Raw genomic sequence first — 18,478 nt, 5'->3', positions numbered from 1 at the left:
GTAATGCAATTTGATTCATGTAGTACAAGATACTTATAAATTGATTGGGTATCATATAGCTTCTATCAAGAGAGAGGTTGCTAAGAATTAGTTATGATGTTTTTAAATCGGTAATTGACGAACTCTACTTCAGTCTGCTACACAGTGTTTAGAAAAGTTTGGTTATTTCTGATTCTCTTCGTGGTTGGGACGATCGCTTTTACAGGTTGCATGACTGCTAGACAGCTAGAACCTGGAGTTGTCACCATCACTCTGAGCGGTTGGAGCAATCTCAACGAAAAACAACTGCTGCAAAAGGTTTTGAGAGATTTTGAAGCCAAGCATCCACGCATCAAGGTGAAATATGATGCGATCGCTGATGAATATATGGATGTGATGAAAACTAGGCTGATTGGCGAAACAGCCGCAGATGTCTTCTATTTAGAAGCTTTTGCTGCTCCAGAAATTATGCGTCCAGGGGTATTAGAACCGCTAAATAGTTATATTTCTAAAAAGTTCAACTTAGCAGATTTTTATCCTCAATTTCTTCAGGCATTTCAAAAAAAGCAAATAATTTACGGTTTACCTAAAGATTATTCTACCCTTGCCCTATTTTATAACAAAAAAGCTTTTCAGTCTGTTGGTCTATCTCAGCCGCCTCAAACTTGGGAGCAATTGCGAAAATATGCCAAGAAATTAACAGTCGATCGCGATCGCGATGGGAGAGTCGATCGATATGGTTTTGCTTTAGTTCCAGAACTTGCTCGCCAAGTTTTTATTATCGAAGCTTTTGGGGGAAAGTTGATCGACTCGAATGGAGAAGTTGCATTTGCCGAGCCAGAGAGTTTAAAAGGTCTACAATTACTAGTAGATTTATATCGCTTAGATAAATCAGCAGCTCAACCTTCTGATGTTGGCACGAGTTCGGCAGGTGAAATGTTCGGTCAAGAAAGAGTCGCAATGGCGATCGATGGTTCTTGGTTAATTCCCTATTTAAAAGAAACTTTTCCTCAGCTTGAGTATGCTACTGCTGAAGTCCCAACTATTAATCAGAAAAAAGGCACAATGGCTTATACAGTTGCCTATGTGATGAATCGAAAATCGAAACATAAAGCAGCAGCCTGGGAATTAATCTCTTACTTAACCGGACAAGAAGGAATGCAAGCCTGGACGAGCCAAGGTTCTGTATTTCCTACCCGTAGATCTGTAACTGATACCCTACAAGCCGATCGCAATCCTCTTTATTCACCTTTTATTGCTGGAGCTGAATATGCTACTATTTGGCAACTAAATGAAGACTTACCAATTATTCTCAATAATTTTAACAATCAATTTGTCAGTGCTATAATCGGTCAGCAAAGTTTAGTTTCGGCAATGACAAAAGCGCAGAAAACTGCCAATAAAGAAATAGCTTTATCGAAGTAGATATAGGAATTAGAGTGATTGGCGATCGCACTTTTAAAAATAAACCTCAGCCGAGAAATACCTCAGTGGGTTATCTTTTTATGGCTCCTACAATTATTATTTTAGGAGTATTTGTACTTTTACCTATTCTGATTGCCTTGGTTCTAGCTTTTTATAAAATTCAGATTTTAGGAGAATTTAACTACAGATTCAACGGCTTCAAAAACTTCACTCGTCTCCTCAATGACGATCGCGTGTGGATTGCCCTCAGAAATACGGTTGAGTATGTGGCGATCGTCGTCCCAATTCAAACTATAATTGCTCTCGGCTTGGCTTTAATTCTAAATGCTAACTTAAAAGGTAAAAATTGGTTTAGAATTATTTTTTTTATGCCGACAGTTACTTCCTCGGCAGTATTAACGATAATCTTTTTATGGATGTATAATTCAAATGGTTTAATAAATAGCGCTCTGGCTTTTTTAGGTTTACCAACTTATAACTGGATTGGCGATCCAAATGTTGCTTTAAAAGCAATTACAATTATGAATATTTGGTCAACAGCACCTTTATTCATGGTTATTTATCTAGCTGCTTTACAAGATATTCCTGAAAGTCTTTACGAAGCAGCAGCAATTGATGGCGCAAGTTGGTGGGATAAACTAGTTTATATCACTCTACCAAGTCTAAAATCTGTCACATTTTTTGTTGTTGTGATGGGGATTGTTGGTACATTCCAATTATTCGATCAATCATACATTTTCTCTCGCGGTACGGGTGGTCCAGATAACTCGACCTTAACAGTTGTATTGCTGATTTATCAATATGCTTTTAAGAGCTTAGATCTGGGTTACGCCGCAGCAATTGCTTTGATTTTAGCTTTGGCGATCGCCATTACTACACTAATGCAACGTTATTTTTTCTCCGAAAAGGCGAATTAATCCAAACGTTATAATACATATATTCGCTCGATCGCACCAGACAGCCAAACGCTACATCGCTGTAAGGAGGAAAAGCTATGAGGTTAGCAAGATTACTGACAGCAATGCTGGCGATCGCATCACTAGCGATCGCCCAACCCGCACGTTCGGACGAAGAACCGATTTTCGATCTTTCCGAAACTCAGTTGCGGTTACCAGGAGAATCGGAGGCTGAGTTAGAAGCAAGGAACGAGCGGCAAAGAGCAGAATTTAATACGGATATTACCAGAGCGCTATACGAAATCGAACAAACTAGAACTTTTGCCCAACCCATTCAAGCAGAATTTCAAAGGAGAGTTTTCGACCTCGAACATCGTCCTTTTACTCCCGATCCAGCTAGAGATCTACCGAGTAATTTCAGGCTATGAGCAGTCAGCAAATTTCACTTTTGCTAGCTAATCCTACCGACTACACAATTGTTTTTAATGCTTCTTTAACACTAGGATATTGATAGTTGAAACCCGATGCTTGAGTGCGTTTGGGTAAAACCTGCTGCCCTTCTAAAACCACGATCGCCCCTTCTCCTAATAATGCCTCGATCGCAAGGTTGGGAACGGGCAACCAGGAGGGACGCTGCATCACCTCTCCCATCGCCTGCGCTAACTCTGACATCCGTACTGGATTTGGTGCTGTCGCATTGAATACTCCTTCCATTTCCGGTTTTGTCAATGCTGCGATAATTAAGTTTACCAAGTCATCGCGATGAATCCATGAAAACCACTGGCGACCGCTACCGATGGGACCACCAGCAAAAAGTTTGAAGGGAGTAATCATTTTGGCGATCGCACCTCCCATTCCCAAGACAATTCCAAAGCGCAAAATTACCAATCGCGTCCCTAATTCCTTGACTTTCTGCGCCTCTGCTTCCCACTCTTGACAGACTTGGGCGAGAAAATCACTACCAGCAGGACTGGATTCATCAAATGTCGCAGTTTCACTCGTCCCGTAGTAGCCAATTGCCGAGGTATTGACTAACACGCTAGGTTTGGGATTTGCTTTGGCGATCGCCTCGACAACTTTTTGCGTCCCTAGCTTGCGACTATTGAGAATTTCTTGTTTGCGTTGGGGTGTCCAACGTCCTTCACCAATTGGTTCTCCGGTTAAGTTGACTACGCCATCACAACCCGCGATCGCATCTTGCCACGCACCCGATTCTGTTGGTGTATAGGCAATAATTTCTACATTTGGAAAAGTAGATTTAGGAAATACTTTTTCTGCTTTATTGACGTTGCGACTAAATACGACAACTTGATGACCTTCTGATTTTAGTCGTTCGACCAGACGACTACCAACAAATCCAGTGGCTCCAGTAATTGCTACTTTCATAAATCTAGGGAGTGTGATTACGTTCTTAGTAAGGGCGCATAGCTATGCGCCTTTATTCTATTTATTTGATTCGCTGAAAGCCATACCGTTAGCCTCTGCATAGCGATTCATAAACCGCATAAATCTCTCCCAGTGGTCTTCTTGCTCGATCGCAAATGTACAATCTAAGCGTTGAAATTCATCTCCGTCCATGCCACCAAAAATGAATTTTGTCGAGTCAGGCGTGACTTGGATTTCACCTTCTTCATCGACCAAACGCACGAAGTTATTAAATTTTTTGGTAAAACTATTGAATCTTTCCAAAGATTTGAGTTGCTCAAAGCGCAGTAAAACCGAACGAACTCCCGAACGGCGATCGCGGCGTAAGCTAACGTTACTCAGTTCTTCGGGAATCCCTTCAAAGAAATAAATTGCAGCTACAGAAGTCATTAGACAGTGACCAGTGACCAGTGACCAGTGACCAGAACAATTTGCATTTGGTCAACATATATTAATTATCCCTCTAAAGTGAATGCTTAAAACAGGCATTGATTCAAATCTATAATCTTTTAGTAGTATTTATGTACTATGATAGTAGGCGATCGCACTTATTCGTAATGCGACCACATCCTCAAGATCTTGACTGTTTTCGCTTCTTTGATGACTTCGTACACTAATCGGTGTTTGATGTTGATACGACGAGAATAAGCTCCTTCCAGATCGCCGCTCAATTTCTCATATGGGGGAGGGTTGGTAAAAGGATTGTCAGCTAAAATATCTAAGAGTTGCTCCATTTTATCAAAAAGCCCAACAGAGCGTAATTTAACTGCATCCTTAGCTGCTTGCTTCGTCAATCGAATCTGCCAGCTCACGCTTGAGATCCTCCCAAGAGATACATTCTTCGACTGGAGTTGCCATCCCGTCTTTAATTGACTCCTTCATTCCAGGTATTGACAGCAAGTACATAGTCTCTTGGATAGAGTTCCAGTCTTCTTGAGAGATGAGAACGGCGCTGTTTCGCTTGCCTGTAATCAGGATTGGTTTGTGAGTTTCCGATACTCGATCTACGAGACTAAATAAGTTGGTGCGAGCCTCAGATGTAGAAACAGCATCCATTGCTTCTTCCATATTTGCAATTCATGTGTTTTTGCTCTATTGTACAACATAGCGTACAAGTAGTGGTGATTTCTCGCACCTCTGATGGGTGTGGAGATGTCTATTGTCTGGACTTGAGTGCTGTACTGATAGGTGGTAAAGTTGGGCAAATCATTGAATATCGCGTTAGGCTAATGCGATCGCCTCAACTTTGACGCGGTAGTCCTGTTCTAAATGACAAGGGGAAAACAAAGCCCCCTTTTGAAGGGGGTTGGGGGATCGATATCTGAAAATTCAAGCGCGTAACTCCTGTCACGATCGAGCGATCGCCTTTTTGCAAACTAATTTGCCAGCTAAGTGCTTGGTATGTGTCCTTTTCGGAAAGCCTTTTGGATCAGAATTAAAAGCATTCCAATTCCTGCAAATATCAACGCCAAAATGTGACTTGCAGGAGAAGCAAAAGCCACCAAAACGAGATCGAACAGTAACGCGATCGCCGGAATTATATAAGGAACCCGAAACCCACTAGTTTCAGGTTCTCGACGTTTGATCGACAGTAGTGAAAGGTTGACCAGACAAAACATTGCCAGAATCAAGGTGGCAGTGGTTCCTGCTAAAAATTGCAGTGTCCCGGAGAGCGCTAGAAAAATGGCAATGGGTAAAATGACCAACAGCGTTCGATAAGGCGTGGCTCTACGTCGATGTAATTTTCCTAACCAAGCTGGTAGCAGTCCTTCACGCGACATCCCAAACAACAGCCGCGATGCTGTGACAAAATTGAGCAGCGCCGTATTGAGTACGGCAAACAGAGCAATGATTGTAAAAATGACCTGGGGAAAATTGGGCTGCGCTCGACGCACCACATCCAGTAGCGGAGCGCTAGAAGCAGCAAGATCTGAGGGATTGAGTACCTGAATTGCCAGCCAGGAGACGAGTATATAGACGACACCCGCGATCGCCAAAGCAAGTAAGATTGCTCTTGGCACGTTGCGTTCGGGATTTTTGACTTCTTCCGCCACATTGACAATATCCTCAAATCCAATGAAGGCATAGAAAGCCAGTGCTGCTCCCTGAATCACTGCCGTCCAACCGATTGCTGGCGCGTTGGGAACAGCAGCAGGATTAACCGTGCCACCACCGCTCAAAAACAAGGTTGAAACCAAAATTACAATCAAAAGACCCGAAACCTCGACAGAGGTGCAAAAGATATTCAGAGCCGAGGATTCCTTCATGCCTCTGAAATTGACATATGCCAGCACAGAAAAAAGCGCTATGATAATCAGCCAATCTGGAATAGCTGGCGCAAAAGCGTTGAGATAGCCTGCAAATGCTTTCGAGAGCGTTGCCATTGAAACCAAGCAGGTACAAAACATCAGCCAGCCAACCAGGATCGAGAGCCAGTCAATGCGAAACGCCCTGTGGACAAAGCAGGCGACTCCACCACTTTGTGGAAATCGACTGCCTAGTTCGGCGTAACTTAAAGCCGTGAATGCCGCGACAATCATAGCGGTCAAGAACGAAGCCCAAACCAAAGTACCGGAAAGTCCAGCAATTTTTCCGACTACTGCATAAATTCCCGCACCCAGAATGTCACCTACTCCATAGACAACCAGAGTTGGCAATCCAAACACTCGCTTGAGCGAATCTGTTTCTACTACATCATTTACTTTCATGTAACTTTTTTATTTCATAATAATTTTCAATTCTGTAGCTTTTGCGATCGCTCGCATATAGAGTTGTCATAATGCTTTACGGTACAGCTGAGTCCCTGCTGCATCTGTATCGAGATCTACCGCTCATGGAGTAGGATTGCTGTAGAAGCACGATCGCGAAAGCTAGCCGATCGCTCATACAGATTTCAAGTTTTGCGATCGCTATCAGATTTTTTACCTGCTCGTATTTAATACTATAGGTTTATAGACTGAAGTATGTCTCCAATATCCTTCCTAGTATTTGTTTTCCATAATCATTTAAGTGGTAATTATCTCGCATCCAAATGCTATATGGATTACCGTTAGCATCTGGTGAACCGAGACCAGCAGCGGTAGCTGGTCCATAGATAAACTCACTTTGAATTCCTGTCATGTCCAGGTATTCTAGATTATTTGCATAAGCAAACCACAATAAGTTACCGCGATAATCATTAGGAATTGTCGTATTATTTGTCGGATTTTGATCGAGTTCCTTAATACTTGGATTCAGTTGATAGTCAATTGGGTTAGGATAGTTGTTAGGACTCCATGCTTTCGTCAACAACAAGATCTCGGTTTTGTGCTTAGTGACGCGATCGCTAGCTCTCACTTGGTTAACTACGCTTTGGAAATCACTTATGTTATTGCCATTGCTGATTCCTCCAATTATCAGCAGATCTGGCTTATATTTCAGTATGCAGTCCTGCACGCAATTTTTATAGTACTGAACCCCCGTACCACCTATTACAGAGGGGATAATTTCAACTTTACTACCAGGATACTCGCGTTCTAAAAAGACATCGATAGGTGCTGTTGCTGTATCATTCTGAATGCTGTCTCCGAGCATAACGATGCGGAGATTCTGCCCATTGCGTAACTTTTGCATCGTGAGCGGAATACGTTGCCATCGGCTGGCTTTGGGAACATAATTCAGTTTGGCAGGAAAGCTATTATAAATTCCGTCAGCCCACTGTGCTACCTCTTGGGAAGTTGTTGACTGTACGGTAATATCATCAATAAAAAGAGGCTGCGAACCGAGCGAGTGAAAATTGATTCTCATTTGAACTGGTAGTAGGCTCCCGTTCGCTCCAACAGTAGCTTTGGTTCGGAAACGAAATTCATTATGCACCCAGTTGTTCGACTGAAAAACACTAGAGAATGTAGCATCTGGTAATTGGTTGCCAGTTTGCTTGTCATAGAACGTCGCCGACCAATATCCATAACCAACACTTCCGGGGTTATTAGTCGTTCCAGGAGCTTTACTGTTGAACGAGAGCCGATACCATTGCAGGGGAGTGGTATTTAGTAGAGGACTCGACCATGCATCATCAAATGTATAGTTTGTAGGACCAGGATGCTGAACTCGAATGGAGCGAGTACCAGATGTACCCCCAATAACCCAACTAGCACCAGGACCACGAAATATCCAGCCTTCGGAAGTCGGGCTTCGTTCAAAAGTAGAATAGAGAATTATCGCTCCCGCCAATACTTCAATCATTGTTAACAACCTTGTTTTAGAAGATATTTAGTGCTTGAGATGAGGTTGACTTATTAAAAATAGCCATCTGTTGTATAGAACTGGAGAATAAAGGTGATATGGAAGATATTGCTAGGTATCAATCTACATAAGCAATTCCTTTTTTTGAAATAACTACTTCAAACTCAGTTATCTTCAGATGACTAAGTAACGTTTCTGCTTTGACGAACAAGCTACTGATGTCTTCAGTTAAAAATACCAGTTAATTATTTTATAGATGGTAAAAACTACTCAAGTTGTTCTATATGCCTACAATGCTATAGTTTTTTCTTTTATAATTACTGGCTCGTATAGATTTAACACCTAAACTTAGTAGCAGCGACACTAATAGATATTATTTTTTTCAAGTTTTGAAGCAATTGAAAACTTTATCAAAAGCATTTATCGAAAGCATACTTCACAAATATCGATCTCGTGCTTCAGAATAACCTTTTATGCAACTGAATTGCGCTTAATAATATCTAAAGTTAAGATAGAAACTTATATTTAAAGTTTGCTATAAATTAGTTTAATTCTAGTCTATAGATATTGTCAATACGATAAATTCAATAAACATCGGAAATTATGAGTATTGATTTTGAATAATGATGGCGATCGCAAATAAGAGTTATCTAAAAATACGACTGTTATTGCCATATTTTTATCTTGGTAACGAGATTGCAAGGATAAAAGCGACGAGCTATTTAGTAAATTTAAACTTTACTAGGAAAAATCTACTTAATAGTAGGAAAAACTTCGATTTAGCACGTAATTTTTAAAAAAATTAATTTTATTTTGTATATCTGTATAAACGTAGATCGAGGATATCATCAAGATCTTTGCTTTTCAAATCTTTACCATTAGGAAATAAATCTCTTACTGTACTTACTAGTTGGTAGTCTTTAATGAATTCTTTGATGAATCCATGTAACTCCTTTGGAGCCGCTTGGTTAAATCCGCCATAGAAATCTGGCGAGCCGTCAAAAGTATCATCAATTGGACGAGCGCCGACTGTACTAATAATCCATTCTGGAGGATTTTCTCTAAGTGAAGCAATGGCTTTTTTAATATCGTTTAAAGTATAAAAATCACTATATGTAGTATCGACTAATGTTGGATTTTTACACTGTAATAAGGTATAAAGAACAGGTGCTGAACCATAGATAAAACAAGATTCACCTGGTTTAATATTTTGACGTAACATTGAGAAAGCAACAGCTTTATCTTTTGGAACTTGAATAAATTTTGTCATTGGTGAATCTAGAGAATAGCGAACATCCCCATATAAACCCTTGTTACTAAATCCTCCTATTTGAGACACGGTAAATATAATAACTGTAATTCCAAGAAATAGTAAACAAAAGCTTTTTTTCCAGTAAGTAGGAACCTTAGATGACATTAATATAGTTATAATAGTTAGTGGCATCAACATTACAGAGTCTAAATATGCTCTGCCAGGCCACGACATCTGCATAGCCCAGGTCGAGCCAAGGGTGAGAGCTATTAGTAAGGGAAAAATTGGCTCTGGTACTCCTAAAAGTTTCTGACTGAATTTAGGAAAAATACAACTTCCTAAAAGAGCGAAGCTAAAGAATGTACTTGGTAAATCGTAGGTGAATAAAAGGGCTGTACTAGTAATTATAGTTGGTAAATTATGAGTATTTATTAAATGTCCTATCAGTGAAATACTCATTCCAATCAGTAATAGTGAAGGAAGTAGCAGTATCCCAATTAAGTTTACATTATATTTAGAATTTGCTTTGGTCGGATACTGAATTAATCTAAAGACTATTGCAGATAACAATATAGGAATAATAACAACTTTGACAACTTCTTTAATAGAAGAATCAAATTTAATACCACCTAAGAAAACATCTATTAATGCAGCAAATCCACCAACTCTCTTTTTCTCAGATGCATCTAAAAAAAGCTGTTGAAAGGCTGGGATAAGAGCTTGATTCAGAGCTAAGAATAAAACTAATGCTCCTAAACCTAATAGAAGACCTGTAATAAAAGGAGTAGTTAGAGTACGTAAATATTTTTTTGGGTTCCGTAAGGAATAAATTAAGATAACTCCTAATGTTACTAATATGCAAAGGGTTCCATTGCTCTGACGCGCTGCTATAACGAGAGCAAGAGAGAATCCAGAAGTAGCAATATATAGAAATGATAAAGTAGAACTTCCTTTTTCTAGCTTGTTTAACCCAAGAATAATGAAAAGAGCGGAAATCGACAAAAATAAGTATACGTAAGAAGTACTCCAGTGAACTAGTGAAGAGTTCATCAAAGCAAATCCACTACAAAGGGCTACTGATATAACCTGAGATGAGAATTGACGAAATATAAAATAATAAACTAGCAAATTAGTCGTCTTAACTATAAAAGCGGCGAACAAGCTAGCATAGTAACTTTGACCTAAAATATTTTGGAAGAAAGCGTCAAAGATAATGGGTATAAAACCAACTTGGAATACATAGTCTCTGTAAGGAAAGTCATTATGAAGTAATCTATTGCCAAGATGAAAGTATAAAGCTGAATCTCTCCAATTCATGCCATAAAATGACCAAGGAAAAGAAGAGAAAAATGCGACAACTAATAAAATGATGAGAGCAAAACTCTTTTTATGATGCTTAAAACTAAGTAGAGTATTCATTTCATCCTTTGCTATTGAATCGAAAATTATTTTTTATTAGAAGTTTTTAAGTTCAACTAACTCGATATTGAATTAGTTTTAAGAAATTTGCAATACAGCATCTGCATTGAGTGCTACTTTTATACTATTATTCACGCTCCTTTCATCTGGATATACGTGTGCCATGCTAGCTATATAAAGATTGGGAATTGGAGTTTTGTAAGCTGGAATCTTGTCAGAAAAATTTTTATCGCAAACCGTAGCAGCTGTTTTTGTGCGAAAGACTTGGATATCTTTAATTCCTTTAGTTTCTAGATCGGGATAAATTGACTGTAGCTGTTTCTTAAAAAGACTAATAATTTCTGGATCGCTTTTAGATAATATTGGTTCCCTCCAAGTAGCATATCTAGATAAATACGTGACGTGTAACCCTTGATATTCCTTTGGAGATAAAAAGTTCGTTTGCTCGATTACGCCTCCAAAATCAAAACCAGGATCTCCGACATTTAACCAATAGATGTTACTTAAAGGTTTTTCTGTAACAACAACGACGCAGATAGCCCCAAAATATTCAATTTTTTCTAGCTGTTTGCGATAGTTAGAAAATTTGCTTGGAATGAGCTTAGCTAAATAAATGGTGGGAATAGTGACTAATATTTTATCAGCTCTAAACTCTCCTTGAGGAGTTTTTACACCTATAACGCGATCGTTCTCGAAGAGTAGCTCTGTGACTGGAGTATTTTTGAAAATAATTACTTTCTTTTCTCTAAGTTTAACCTCAAGCGCATCAACTAATCTTTGTAGACTTCCCTTTAAATATCCTAGTTTTTCTTTTCCTTTGGAGCGAGATTTCAACCTCTGTGTCATTCGTCCAATCATCCAAGCAAGTGGAATCTTAGCGGCGTATTCACCAAATTTAATTTCAAGCATTGGATACCAAATAGTATTGGTAACCCGTCTCCCTGCCCACTTATAAAACCACTCTAAAGCAGAAATATTTTCATATTTTTGCCACTTTCTTTGTTTAGATAGAAATAAACTAGTTAGCCCAAAGCGGATTTTATCTAATAAGCTTAATTTTGGAAATTGTAATAAATCTTTTGTTGTTGTGAAAGGATGAATATTTCCATAACGATACATGCCCATTTTTGTTTCAACAAATCGTACATCTTGAGAAAGATTTAGTTCTTTTAGTAGCCAGTTAATCTCTGCGTCGTGAGTAAAAAAGTGATGATAAAAGCATTCGAGCTTTGTTCCTCCAATGTCAAAAGTTGATAATAGTCCTCCTAGCTTACTAGAAGCCTCTAATAAAGTTACTTTTTCACCACGTTTAGCTGCGATGTAGGCAGATGCTAAGCCAGTTGCACCACCTCCGATAATTAATAGATTCATTGCTTTGTTCAAATCTCTTTTTGTGATTTAGATATAGATTGAATTATTCGGACTTTGTAATTGCAGTCTAAAAATTGCTCTGTGTAAAAGCTAGGTTTACTCAATTTCACTTTTCAGCTTTGTTAATGACGTAAAGCCAAAGTAAGGAATGTAGCTCAATCCCCAGATTGTTATAGGTAAATACTGACAGGCATGAATGACTACAATACAGGCTAAAGCTGTTTCTGATGGCACTTGCCAAACATTTAGAGCTAGCGTTCCGAAATATTGAAAAGCTCCTAAATATCCTGGAGCAGTTGGAGCTAGGATGCCTAAATTGACTAACCCCATTACAAATAAGGGAGCTGTTAGCGGCACTTCCAGTTCAAAAGCTTGAATAGCAATATGGAAAACGATTCCCTCCACTAACCAAATAGTAAGGCTCAATCCTAATATAGTTAAAGGAAGGAATGGAGTTCGCCACACTAATGTTAATCCTTTGGCAAACTGCTGGAGAAAATTTTGTAACTTTGTCGAAGGTAAAATATTAGTTTTTGTATCCCATAGAGAACGAGTCAAAGTTAACAGCATGACTATTGTTAACGCTCCTCCAAAGATAGCGAGTCCTAAAACTCCTACTGACGAAACCCATGTAGGAATGCTACTGTTTCTCGTTCCCAAATATAACAATCCTACTAGCACTAAACCATCAAAAATACGTTCGACTAGGATACTGGCTAGAGCAAAAGAGCGACTAATTTGACAACTTTTACCGATCGCCTGCGCCCTAACAATTTCACCTAAACGAGCTGGTAAGATATTATTGGCTCCATATCCTAAAACTACTGCTCCCAAAGAATCACCCATAGAAACTCTATGAGGAAGTAAAAATTTCCAGCGCCACGCTCTGATGATGAATCCTAAACAATATACTCCTACCATCGTTATGAGAGTAGATAAAGAAACTTTATTAAAAGCCTCTATTACCGATACCCAATCCAATCTATGGAAAACAAAGTAGAGAAAAATAAAACTAATTAACCACCCTAACCAAACTAGTGAATTGCGTTTCAAATTCTAATATCTCCTGGGAGAAGTGTCGCAGTATTGTAAGCCTCTTTTTTAGTTTCAAAACCATCCTGTTCTTTGACAATATAGAGTGGACGTTGCTTCACCTCATCAAAAATTCGCCCTAGATACTCACCAAAAAGTCCCAACGTTGTTAGTTGAGCGCCTCCAAGAAATAAAGTTGCTAAAATCAAAGATGTAAAGCCTGGTACATCTTGAGGAGAATAGCCGAAAACCCTAAATCCTAAAATCCGATGCAGGAAAAAGAATACAATACTTACTAAGGAAAAGAAACAAATGAATAGACCGAAAATGCCACTAACTTGTAAAGGTCGATAGGAGAAGTCGATCATGCCATCCAGGGCAAGACGCAAAAGTTTCTGAAACGTATATTTTACCTCTCCAGCAAAACGCTTATGTCGTTCGTAGGGAATACCAATTTGCCGATAACCTATCCAAGAGCGCAGTCCTCGGACAAAACGATTGCGTTCGGGCATGACATTCAACCAATCCACGATGGTTCTATCCATAATGCAAAAATCTCCTGAATCTAAGGGGATCTTAATAGACGAACACCACGCTAGTATGCGGTAAAAAATGTAGTAAGCAGAGCGTTTGAAGATATTTTCTTTTCTTTTAGTTCTAACTCCGTAAACTACTTGATATCCTTGTCGCCACTTATCTAAAAAGCGGTAAAGTTCTTCAGGAGGATCTTGCAAGTCAGCATCTATGACAGCTATCACATCGCCAGTTGTATAACGAAGACCTGCACTGACAGCTGTTTGATGACCAAAGTTACGAGAAAAACTAATATACTTAAAACGCGAATCTTTTTGATAGAGTTTGCGTAAAAGAGAAAGAGTTCGATCGGTACTTCCATCATCTACGAGGATGGCTTCAAACGCAGAATTCCAAGTAGGGGAAGCACCAACGATACGCTCGTAGAGCTTCGGAATATTCTCTTCTTCGTTGAAAAGTGGGATTACAATTGACAGCATTGGAAGAGTAGTTCTTAAGGTGAAGTATCGTGACGATCGCTCAGTTTGAGGTATTCTGTAGATCGAAAAGTGAAATCTCAAACTAGCATTCAGTCAGCATTTTAAGAGCTGAAGCGCGATGCTAAAACACCCTGATAGTTTTCAATAGTTCTCAACCAGAAAGGGCTGTAGCAGTTAACTCGCGATCGCTTCTGGAGTTAGTAACAACTGTAGGGTTCTTTGCCAGTTTGGTAATACGATCCCGAATGTGTCAGATAACTTTTGATTGTTCAATACAGAATAAGCCGGTCGCTTTGCTGGTGTAGAATACTGCTCTGAGGCGATCGCGACTAACCTCTGTAACTTGAACGTGTTAAACTTTCGCTCTTGTTCGAGAATCGCTTTAGCAAAACCATACCAACTAACTTGTCCCGTAGCACTCAAGTGATATATCCCACTTTTATGAGCTAAGAAATCATATAGATTGTGTTTTGTGGCTTGAAATAAAATTTGTGCTGTAGCTTCAGCAATTAAGCGACTCCAGGTGGGAGATCCAACTTGGTCGTTAACGACTCGCAATTCCTCTCGTTCCTGAGCTAGCCGCAGGATTGTCAGCAGAAAATTGTTCCGATGTCGGCTATATACCCAACTAGTGCGAAGGATAGAATACGAGCCACCCACTGCCTCAATAGCCTGCTCGCCTATGAGTTTGGTTTTACCATAAACATTTTGAGGGTTGGGTAAATCCAGCTCGGTGTATGCTGTACTTTTTTTACCATCAAACACGTAGTCTGTTGAATAGTGAATGACTGCTGCACCTAGTAATTTTGCTTCTTCTGCAATGATGCCAGGGGCAATTCCATTCACTGCCATTGCTGTATCCGAATCTAATTCAGCTTTGTCCACAGATGTATACGCAGCAGCGTTAACAATTAAGGTGGGTTTAACTTCGCGCAGCGTCCGACGAATAGTGTCTGGTTGAGCCAAATCCATTTGCAGCGCTCTTTGACTGGTGCTGCGTCCTGTAGAGATGACTTTACCCAAAGGCATTAAGGTCTGCTGTAGTTCCCAACCTACTTGCCCAGTTAGACCTGTCAATAGAATTTTCATGCAAATACCTCTGCTTCTCGTAGCAATTTCCCAGCTCGATCTTTGGCAGATAGAACTGGCTCATTTTCAAGAGGCCAAGCGATCGCCAGATCGGGATCGTTCCACAAAACACAGCGTTCGTGCTGTGGAGCATAATAATCTGTGGTTTTATATAAAAACTCTACGTATTCAGTGAGTACCATAAACCCGTGAGCAAAGCCTTTAGGAACCCAAAGCTGCTGGTTATTTTCTGCACTTAAAAAGGCTCCTACCCATTGACCGAAAGTCTTCGATTGCTTTCTTAAATCTACCGCAACATCAAATACGGCTCCTTGTACAACTCTTACAAGCTTGCCTTGAGGTTGCTGAATTTGATAGTGCAGACCACGCAATACATTCTTGGTAGAGCGAGAATGATTGTCTTGGACAAAACGAGCTGAAATGCCGATTTTTTCCCAAAAAGCCTTTTCGTTATAGCTTTCGTAAAAGAAGCCTCGGTTATCTCCGAACACGTGCGGCTCAATTATGAGAACGTCAGGAATGGCAGTTTCTATAACTCTCATGGTTCTATCCTTTAAGCGCATAAAATGCCTGCTCTAGCTCGCTGAGTGTCGTCATCACATGAGATTCATCGTCTAGAAGCTCCATCAAATATCTTCCATAACTACTCTTGAGCATAGGTTTAGCAAGGTAGCGCAACTGAACTGAGTCAATATATCCTTGTCGATAGGCAATTTCTTCAATGCAAGCAATTTTGAGTCCTTGCCGTTCTTCTAAAGTTTGAATAAAGTTAGCTGCCTGATGCAACGATTCGTGTGTACCTGTATCCAACCAAGCATATCCTCGACCCAAAACCTCTACTCTTAGCTGACCTCGGTTAAGGTAAACTGAATTCACATCTGTAATTTCTAATTCATTACGAGCAGAAGGCTTAAGGCTCGTAGCGATTTTCACTACCTGAGAGTCATAAAAGTATATTCCAGGTACTGCATACTTGGACTTAGGAATGAGAGGTTTTTCTTCAATACTGACAGCACGTCCGCGAGGATCGAACTCAACTACACCGTATTGTCGCGGGTCTTTAACTGGATAACCAAATATTAATCCTCCTTTGCGAAGCATGGAAGCACGAGCCAATATTTCACTTAACCCATGTCCGTGAAAAATGTTATCACCTAGAATCAGACAAACTGGTTCGTTTTGAATAAAATCTTGACCTAAGATAAAAGCTTGCGCTAACCCTTCAGGTTTAGGCTGTTCGATATAACTAAACTTCAATCCCCACTGACTACCATCTTTCAATAACTCTTGAAACAGCGGTAGATCGTTAGGTGTAGAAATAATCAATATTTCTCTAATCCCCGCTAGCATTAGTATGGATAAGGGATAGTAAATCATTGGTTTGTCGTAAACAGACATTAACTGCTTACTAACAACACGAGTTAAAGGATAAAGTCGAGTTCCAGAGCCACCAGCTAAAATAATGCCTTTCATTTGATATACCTCAGTTGATGATGTAAAACGACTAGTTTTACGTTAATTTCCGCTGGAATGAAGTTGATAATAACTAGGATCTACCGTAGCGACAGAGAGACTTTCATGATGAAAAACCTTTCTAGTAATAAAAACATAGCTGTTAAAAATTCCTAGTTTTTGGTCGGAGTAATTAGAAAAATCCACTCTTGTCTCAAATCCGAGCGAGTGTAAGAAATGAAAAAGATCGATTCCAAAAGTTCTATAGGCTAAAATCTTGCCGCGAATTTTATCTCCATGATATTCGGGAGGCAAAAGATATACGTCCTCATCCGTAGAAGTGTCAACGCGAACAAGAGTCGGTCTATCAAAATAACAAGGAACAGTAAAAATATGATAACCTCCTGTTTTCAAAACTCGATTGACTTCAGAAAATCCTCTTTGATAATCTCTTACATGTTCAAATACATCTTCTGTGATGACAAGATCGAAAGTTTCATTATCAAAAGTTAATTTTTCTAAATTTTGACAGAATACTCTTTCATGAATTTCCGTTCCTGTTTTGATATTAGGTGAGAAAATTGAGGATGTGTATGAGTCATAATTACTTAATACTTTATAAAAAGCATCGTTCGTGTCAGTACTATAAATTTTTAAGCTTTGTTTTTTTGGAATACAAGAAATAGAAGGGGTATTTTGAATAACTTCACTAAGAATGATTTTGGCAACGTGTCTTTTTCTAGACGAGCTACGACAAAACATGCAGTACATATTATTGCGTGCCAGATCCACATCTAAGCAGACGAATAACGATATTTTTCCACATACATTACATCTCCCCAACTTGTGAAAAGCAAAATTTTTTACTGCACTTTTAGCAACATTTAAGGCTCGCACGATCGCATCTCCAGCAATAGTTTTAACTCCCTTATTCTAAATTTTCAAAACCTAAGTTTCAATGGAGAAAAAATCAGAAAAAATCAGTTAGTTGTGACTTTGATTCAGTAATTTATTAATTACTCGATCGAGTTGAGAAACATACTCTTTAGCATTTGACTGGACTAAATGAATTCCATCACTCGTTATCCATTTACCAGCGGGTAATTCTGGTAACCACTCAAAAGAGTTTTTCGGAAAAAGCGATTTTAGTAATTCTCTAATTTGCCTTTGTTTTGTAGTATTATCAACAACTGGTTCGCCAGGTATATCAAATAAAATAACTCGAACAGCTTCTTTTTGAATATCTGCAATTTGATTTTTGATAAACTCAGCTTCTTTTACTATCAACTGTTTTTGTTGAGTATCTAGTTCAATATTACGATCCTCAACCAACTGTTCTATCATTTTTTTACGAAAATCTGAATTAATAACTTGTTTTTCATCTTGGCGTTCAACGTCTTTTGCATTTCTTTGTTTATACTCATTTTCTAAATACTGCATTAAAACGCTAGTAGGACGATATTCTTGCCTAAACATCGGAAAATGAATTTTCATAAATGATGTTAAAGGATGAAATAAAGGATTGACTAACTTAGTATCTAATTTTCGCCCGATAGTATCATTTAATTCAACTAATAACAAACGCGGTTTTATGTCTTTTCTTCTAACAATCTCTAAGCCAGTTTGGGTAGAACCTCCAGACATACCTAAATTAGTTACTCGATTGCTGAAATATTTAATAGGAAGATTATTTGCTAATGAACTTCCTACTAAAACAATAGGTGTTGAGCTTCGATCGTAAATATATTTTTCTGCTTTAATAATATTAGCTTGCCATTGATTGATTCCTTCACTAGAAGGTAAAAAACCATAGAATATAGAACTTTGATATAAAATAAGGCAAGCTATACAAACTAATAACGGACGAATTACTAAACTTAAGTTAGAAATAAAAAACATGC

At 39.0% G+C, this 18,478-nt stretch carries 19 protein-coding genes; 4 read left to right on the top strand and 15 right to left on the bottom strand.

Annotated features, from left to right (window positions below):
• Nucleotides 1–144 precede the first annotated feature (144 nt).
• The 3 genes from CHRO_RS22765 to CHRO_RS22755 all read left to right on the top strand — a co-directional run bounded on the left by CHRO_RS22765 (nucleotide 145) and on the right by CHRO_RS22755 (nucleotide 2,728).
• On the top strand, nucleotides 145–1,404 hold the full coding sequence (locus CHRO_RS22765) for an ABC transporter substrate-binding protein (protein ID WP_015156584.1): 1,260 nt from the start codon (nucleotides 145–147) through the stop codon (nucleotides 1,402–1,404).
• Between the two features lie 80 nt (nucleotides 1,405–1,484).
• Nucleotides 1,485–2,321, top strand: coding sequence for a carbohydrate ABC transporter permease (locus CHRO_RS22760; RefSeq protein ID WP_084739232.1), 837 nt, complete (start codon nucleotides 1,485–1,487; stop codon nucleotides 2,319–2,321).
• Between the two features lie 77 nt (nucleotides 2,322–2,398).
• Entirely contained in the window at nucleotides 2,399–2,728 is a 330-nt protein-coding gene (locus CHRO_RS22755; RefSeq protein ID WP_015156582.1) for a peptidase M35, read from the top strand.
• 40 nt (nucleotides 2,729–2,768) lie between these two features.
• Here the strand turns inward: CHRO_RS22755 and thyD are convergent, their stop codons facing one another.
• From thyD to CHRO_RS22735, 4 genes are all read right to left on the bottom strand, one after another.
• Nucleotides 2,769–3,686, bottom strand: a complete 918-nt coding sequence (thyD, locus tag CHRO_RS22750; RefSeq protein WP_015156581.1) for a thylakoid membrane protein ThyD — start codon at nucleotides 3,684–3,686, stop codon at nucleotides 2,769–2,771.
• 57 nt (nucleotides 3,687–3,743) lie between these two features.
• Nucleotides 3,744–4,115, bottom strand: a complete 372-nt coding sequence (psb28, locus tag CHRO_RS22745; protein ID WP_015156580.1) for a photosystem II reaction center protein Psb28 — start codon at nucleotides 4,113–4,115, stop codon at nucleotides 3,744–3,746.
• Between the two features lie 158 nt (nucleotides 4,116–4,273).
• Entirely contained in the window at nucleotides 4,274–4,537 is a 264-nt protein-coding gene (locus CHRO_RS22740; RefSeq protein WP_015156579.1) for a Txe/YoeB family addiction module toxin, read from the bottom strand.
• Nucleotides 4,500–4,793, bottom strand: coding sequence for a type II toxin-antitoxin system Phd/YefM family antitoxin (locus tag CHRO_RS22735; protein ID WP_233222533.1), 294 nt, complete (start codon nucleotides 4,791–4,793; stop codon nucleotides 4,500–4,502). The genes CHRO_RS22740 and CHRO_RS22735 overlap by 38 nt, the downstream gene beginning before the upstream one ends.
• 50 nt (nucleotides 4,794–4,843) lie before the next feature.
• On the opposite strand from CHRO_RS22735, the gene CHRO_RS34550 reads away from it, so the two are divergent.
• Nucleotides 4,844–4,975, top strand: a complete 132-nt coding sequence (locus tag CHRO_RS34550) for a hypothetical protein (protein WP_255409934.1) — start codon at nucleotides 4,844–4,846, stop codon at nucleotides 4,973–4,975.
• Nucleotides 4,976–5,113: 138 nt separating this feature from the next.
• Here the strand turns inward: CHRO_RS34550 and CHRO_RS22730 are convergent, their stop codons facing one another.
• The 11 genes from CHRO_RS22730 to CHRO_RS22680 all read right to left on the bottom strand — a co-directional run bounded on the left by CHRO_RS22730 (nucleotide 5,114) and on the right by CHRO_RS22680 (nucleotide 18,476).
• Nucleotides 5,114–6,433 (bottom strand): APC family permease, encoded by a 1,320-nt coding sequence (locus tag CHRO_RS22730; RefSeq protein WP_015156576.1) that lies wholly within the window; start codon nucleotides 6,431–6,433, stop codon nucleotides 5,114–5,116.
• A gap of 241 nt (nucleotides 6,434–6,674) precedes the next feature.
• On the bottom strand, nucleotides 6,675–7,949 hold the full coding sequence (locus tag CHRO_RS22725) for an SGNH/GDSL hydrolase family protein (RefSeq protein WP_015156575.1): 1,275 nt from the start codon (nucleotides 7,947–7,949) through the stop codon (nucleotides 6,675–6,677).
• Between the two features lie 808 nt (nucleotides 7,950–8,757).
• The gene (locus CHRO_RS22720; RefSeq protein WP_015156574.1) at nucleotides 8,758–10,620 is read right to left on the bottom strand and encodes a hypothetical protein; all 1,863 of its coding nucleotides are present in this window, start codon (nucleotides 10,618–10,620) and stop codon (nucleotides 8,758–8,760) included.
• 78 nt (nucleotides 10,621–10,698) lie between these two features.
• Nucleotides 10,699–11,991, bottom strand: a complete 1,293-nt coding sequence (locus CHRO_RS22715) for an NAD(P)/FAD-dependent oxidoreductase (RefSeq protein ID WP_015156573.1) — start codon at nucleotides 11,989–11,991, stop codon at nucleotides 10,699–10,701.
• Nucleotides 11,992–12,087: 96 nt separating this feature from the next.
• Entirely contained in the window at nucleotides 12,088–13,044 is a 957-nt protein-coding gene (locus CHRO_RS22710) for a lysylphosphatidylglycerol synthase transmembrane domain-containing protein (protein ID WP_015156572.1), read from the bottom strand.
• A complete protein-coding gene (locus CHRO_RS22705) occupies nucleotides 13,041–14,036 on the bottom strand; it encodes a glycosyltransferase family 2 protein (protein WP_015156571.1) in 996 nt (331 codons plus the stop codon). Before CHRO_RS22705 ends, CHRO_RS22710 begins: the two co-directional genes overlap by 4 nt.
• A gap of 174 nt (nucleotides 14,037–14,210) precedes the next feature.
• On the bottom strand, nucleotides 14,211–15,125 hold the full coding sequence (gene rfbD, locus CHRO_RS22700) for a dTDP-4-dehydrorhamnose reductase (protein WP_015156570.1): 915 nt from the start codon (nucleotides 15,123–15,125) through the stop codon (nucleotides 14,211–14,213).
• Entirely contained in the window at nucleotides 15,122–15,667 is a 546-nt protein-coding gene (gene rfbC / locus CHRO_RS22695) for a dTDP-4-dehydrorhamnose 3,5-epimerase (RefSeq protein WP_015156569.1), read from the bottom strand. Before rfbC ends, rfbD begins: the two co-directional genes overlap by 4 nt.
• A gap of 4 nt (nucleotides 15,668–15,671) precedes the next feature.
• A complete protein-coding gene (gene rfbA, locus CHRO_RS22690; protein ID WP_015156568.1) occupies nucleotides 15,672–16,598 on the bottom strand; it encodes a glucose-1-phosphate thymidylyltransferase RfbA in 927 nt (308 codons plus the stop codon).
• A gap of 42 nt (nucleotides 16,599–16,640) precedes the next feature.
• Nucleotides 16,641–17,474: a class I SAM-dependent methyltransferase gene (locus CHRO_RS22685; protein WP_015156567.1), complete on the bottom strand. Its 834-nt coding sequence runs from the start codon at nucleotides 17,472–17,474 to the stop codon at nucleotides 16,641–16,643.
• Nucleotides 17,475–17,561: 87 nt separating this feature from the next.
• Nucleotides 17,562–18,476, bottom strand: a complete 915-nt coding sequence (locus CHRO_RS22680) for a hypothetical protein (RefSeq protein ID WP_015156566.1) — start codon at nucleotides 18,474–18,476, stop codon at nucleotides 17,562–17,564.
• Nucleotides 18,477–18,478: the final 2 nt, after the last annotated feature.

Origin of the sequence: Chroococcidiopsis thermalis PCC 7203 (genome assembly GCF_000317125.1) — a bacterium.
Classification (GTDB): Bacteria; Cyanobacteriota; Cyanobacteriia; order Cyanobacteriales; family Chroococcidiopsidaceae; genus Chroococcidiopsis; species Chroococcidiopsis thermalis.
The sequence above is the reverse complement of the archived record's forward strand: the minus strand, read 5'-3'. Positions and strand labels throughout refer to the sequence as shown.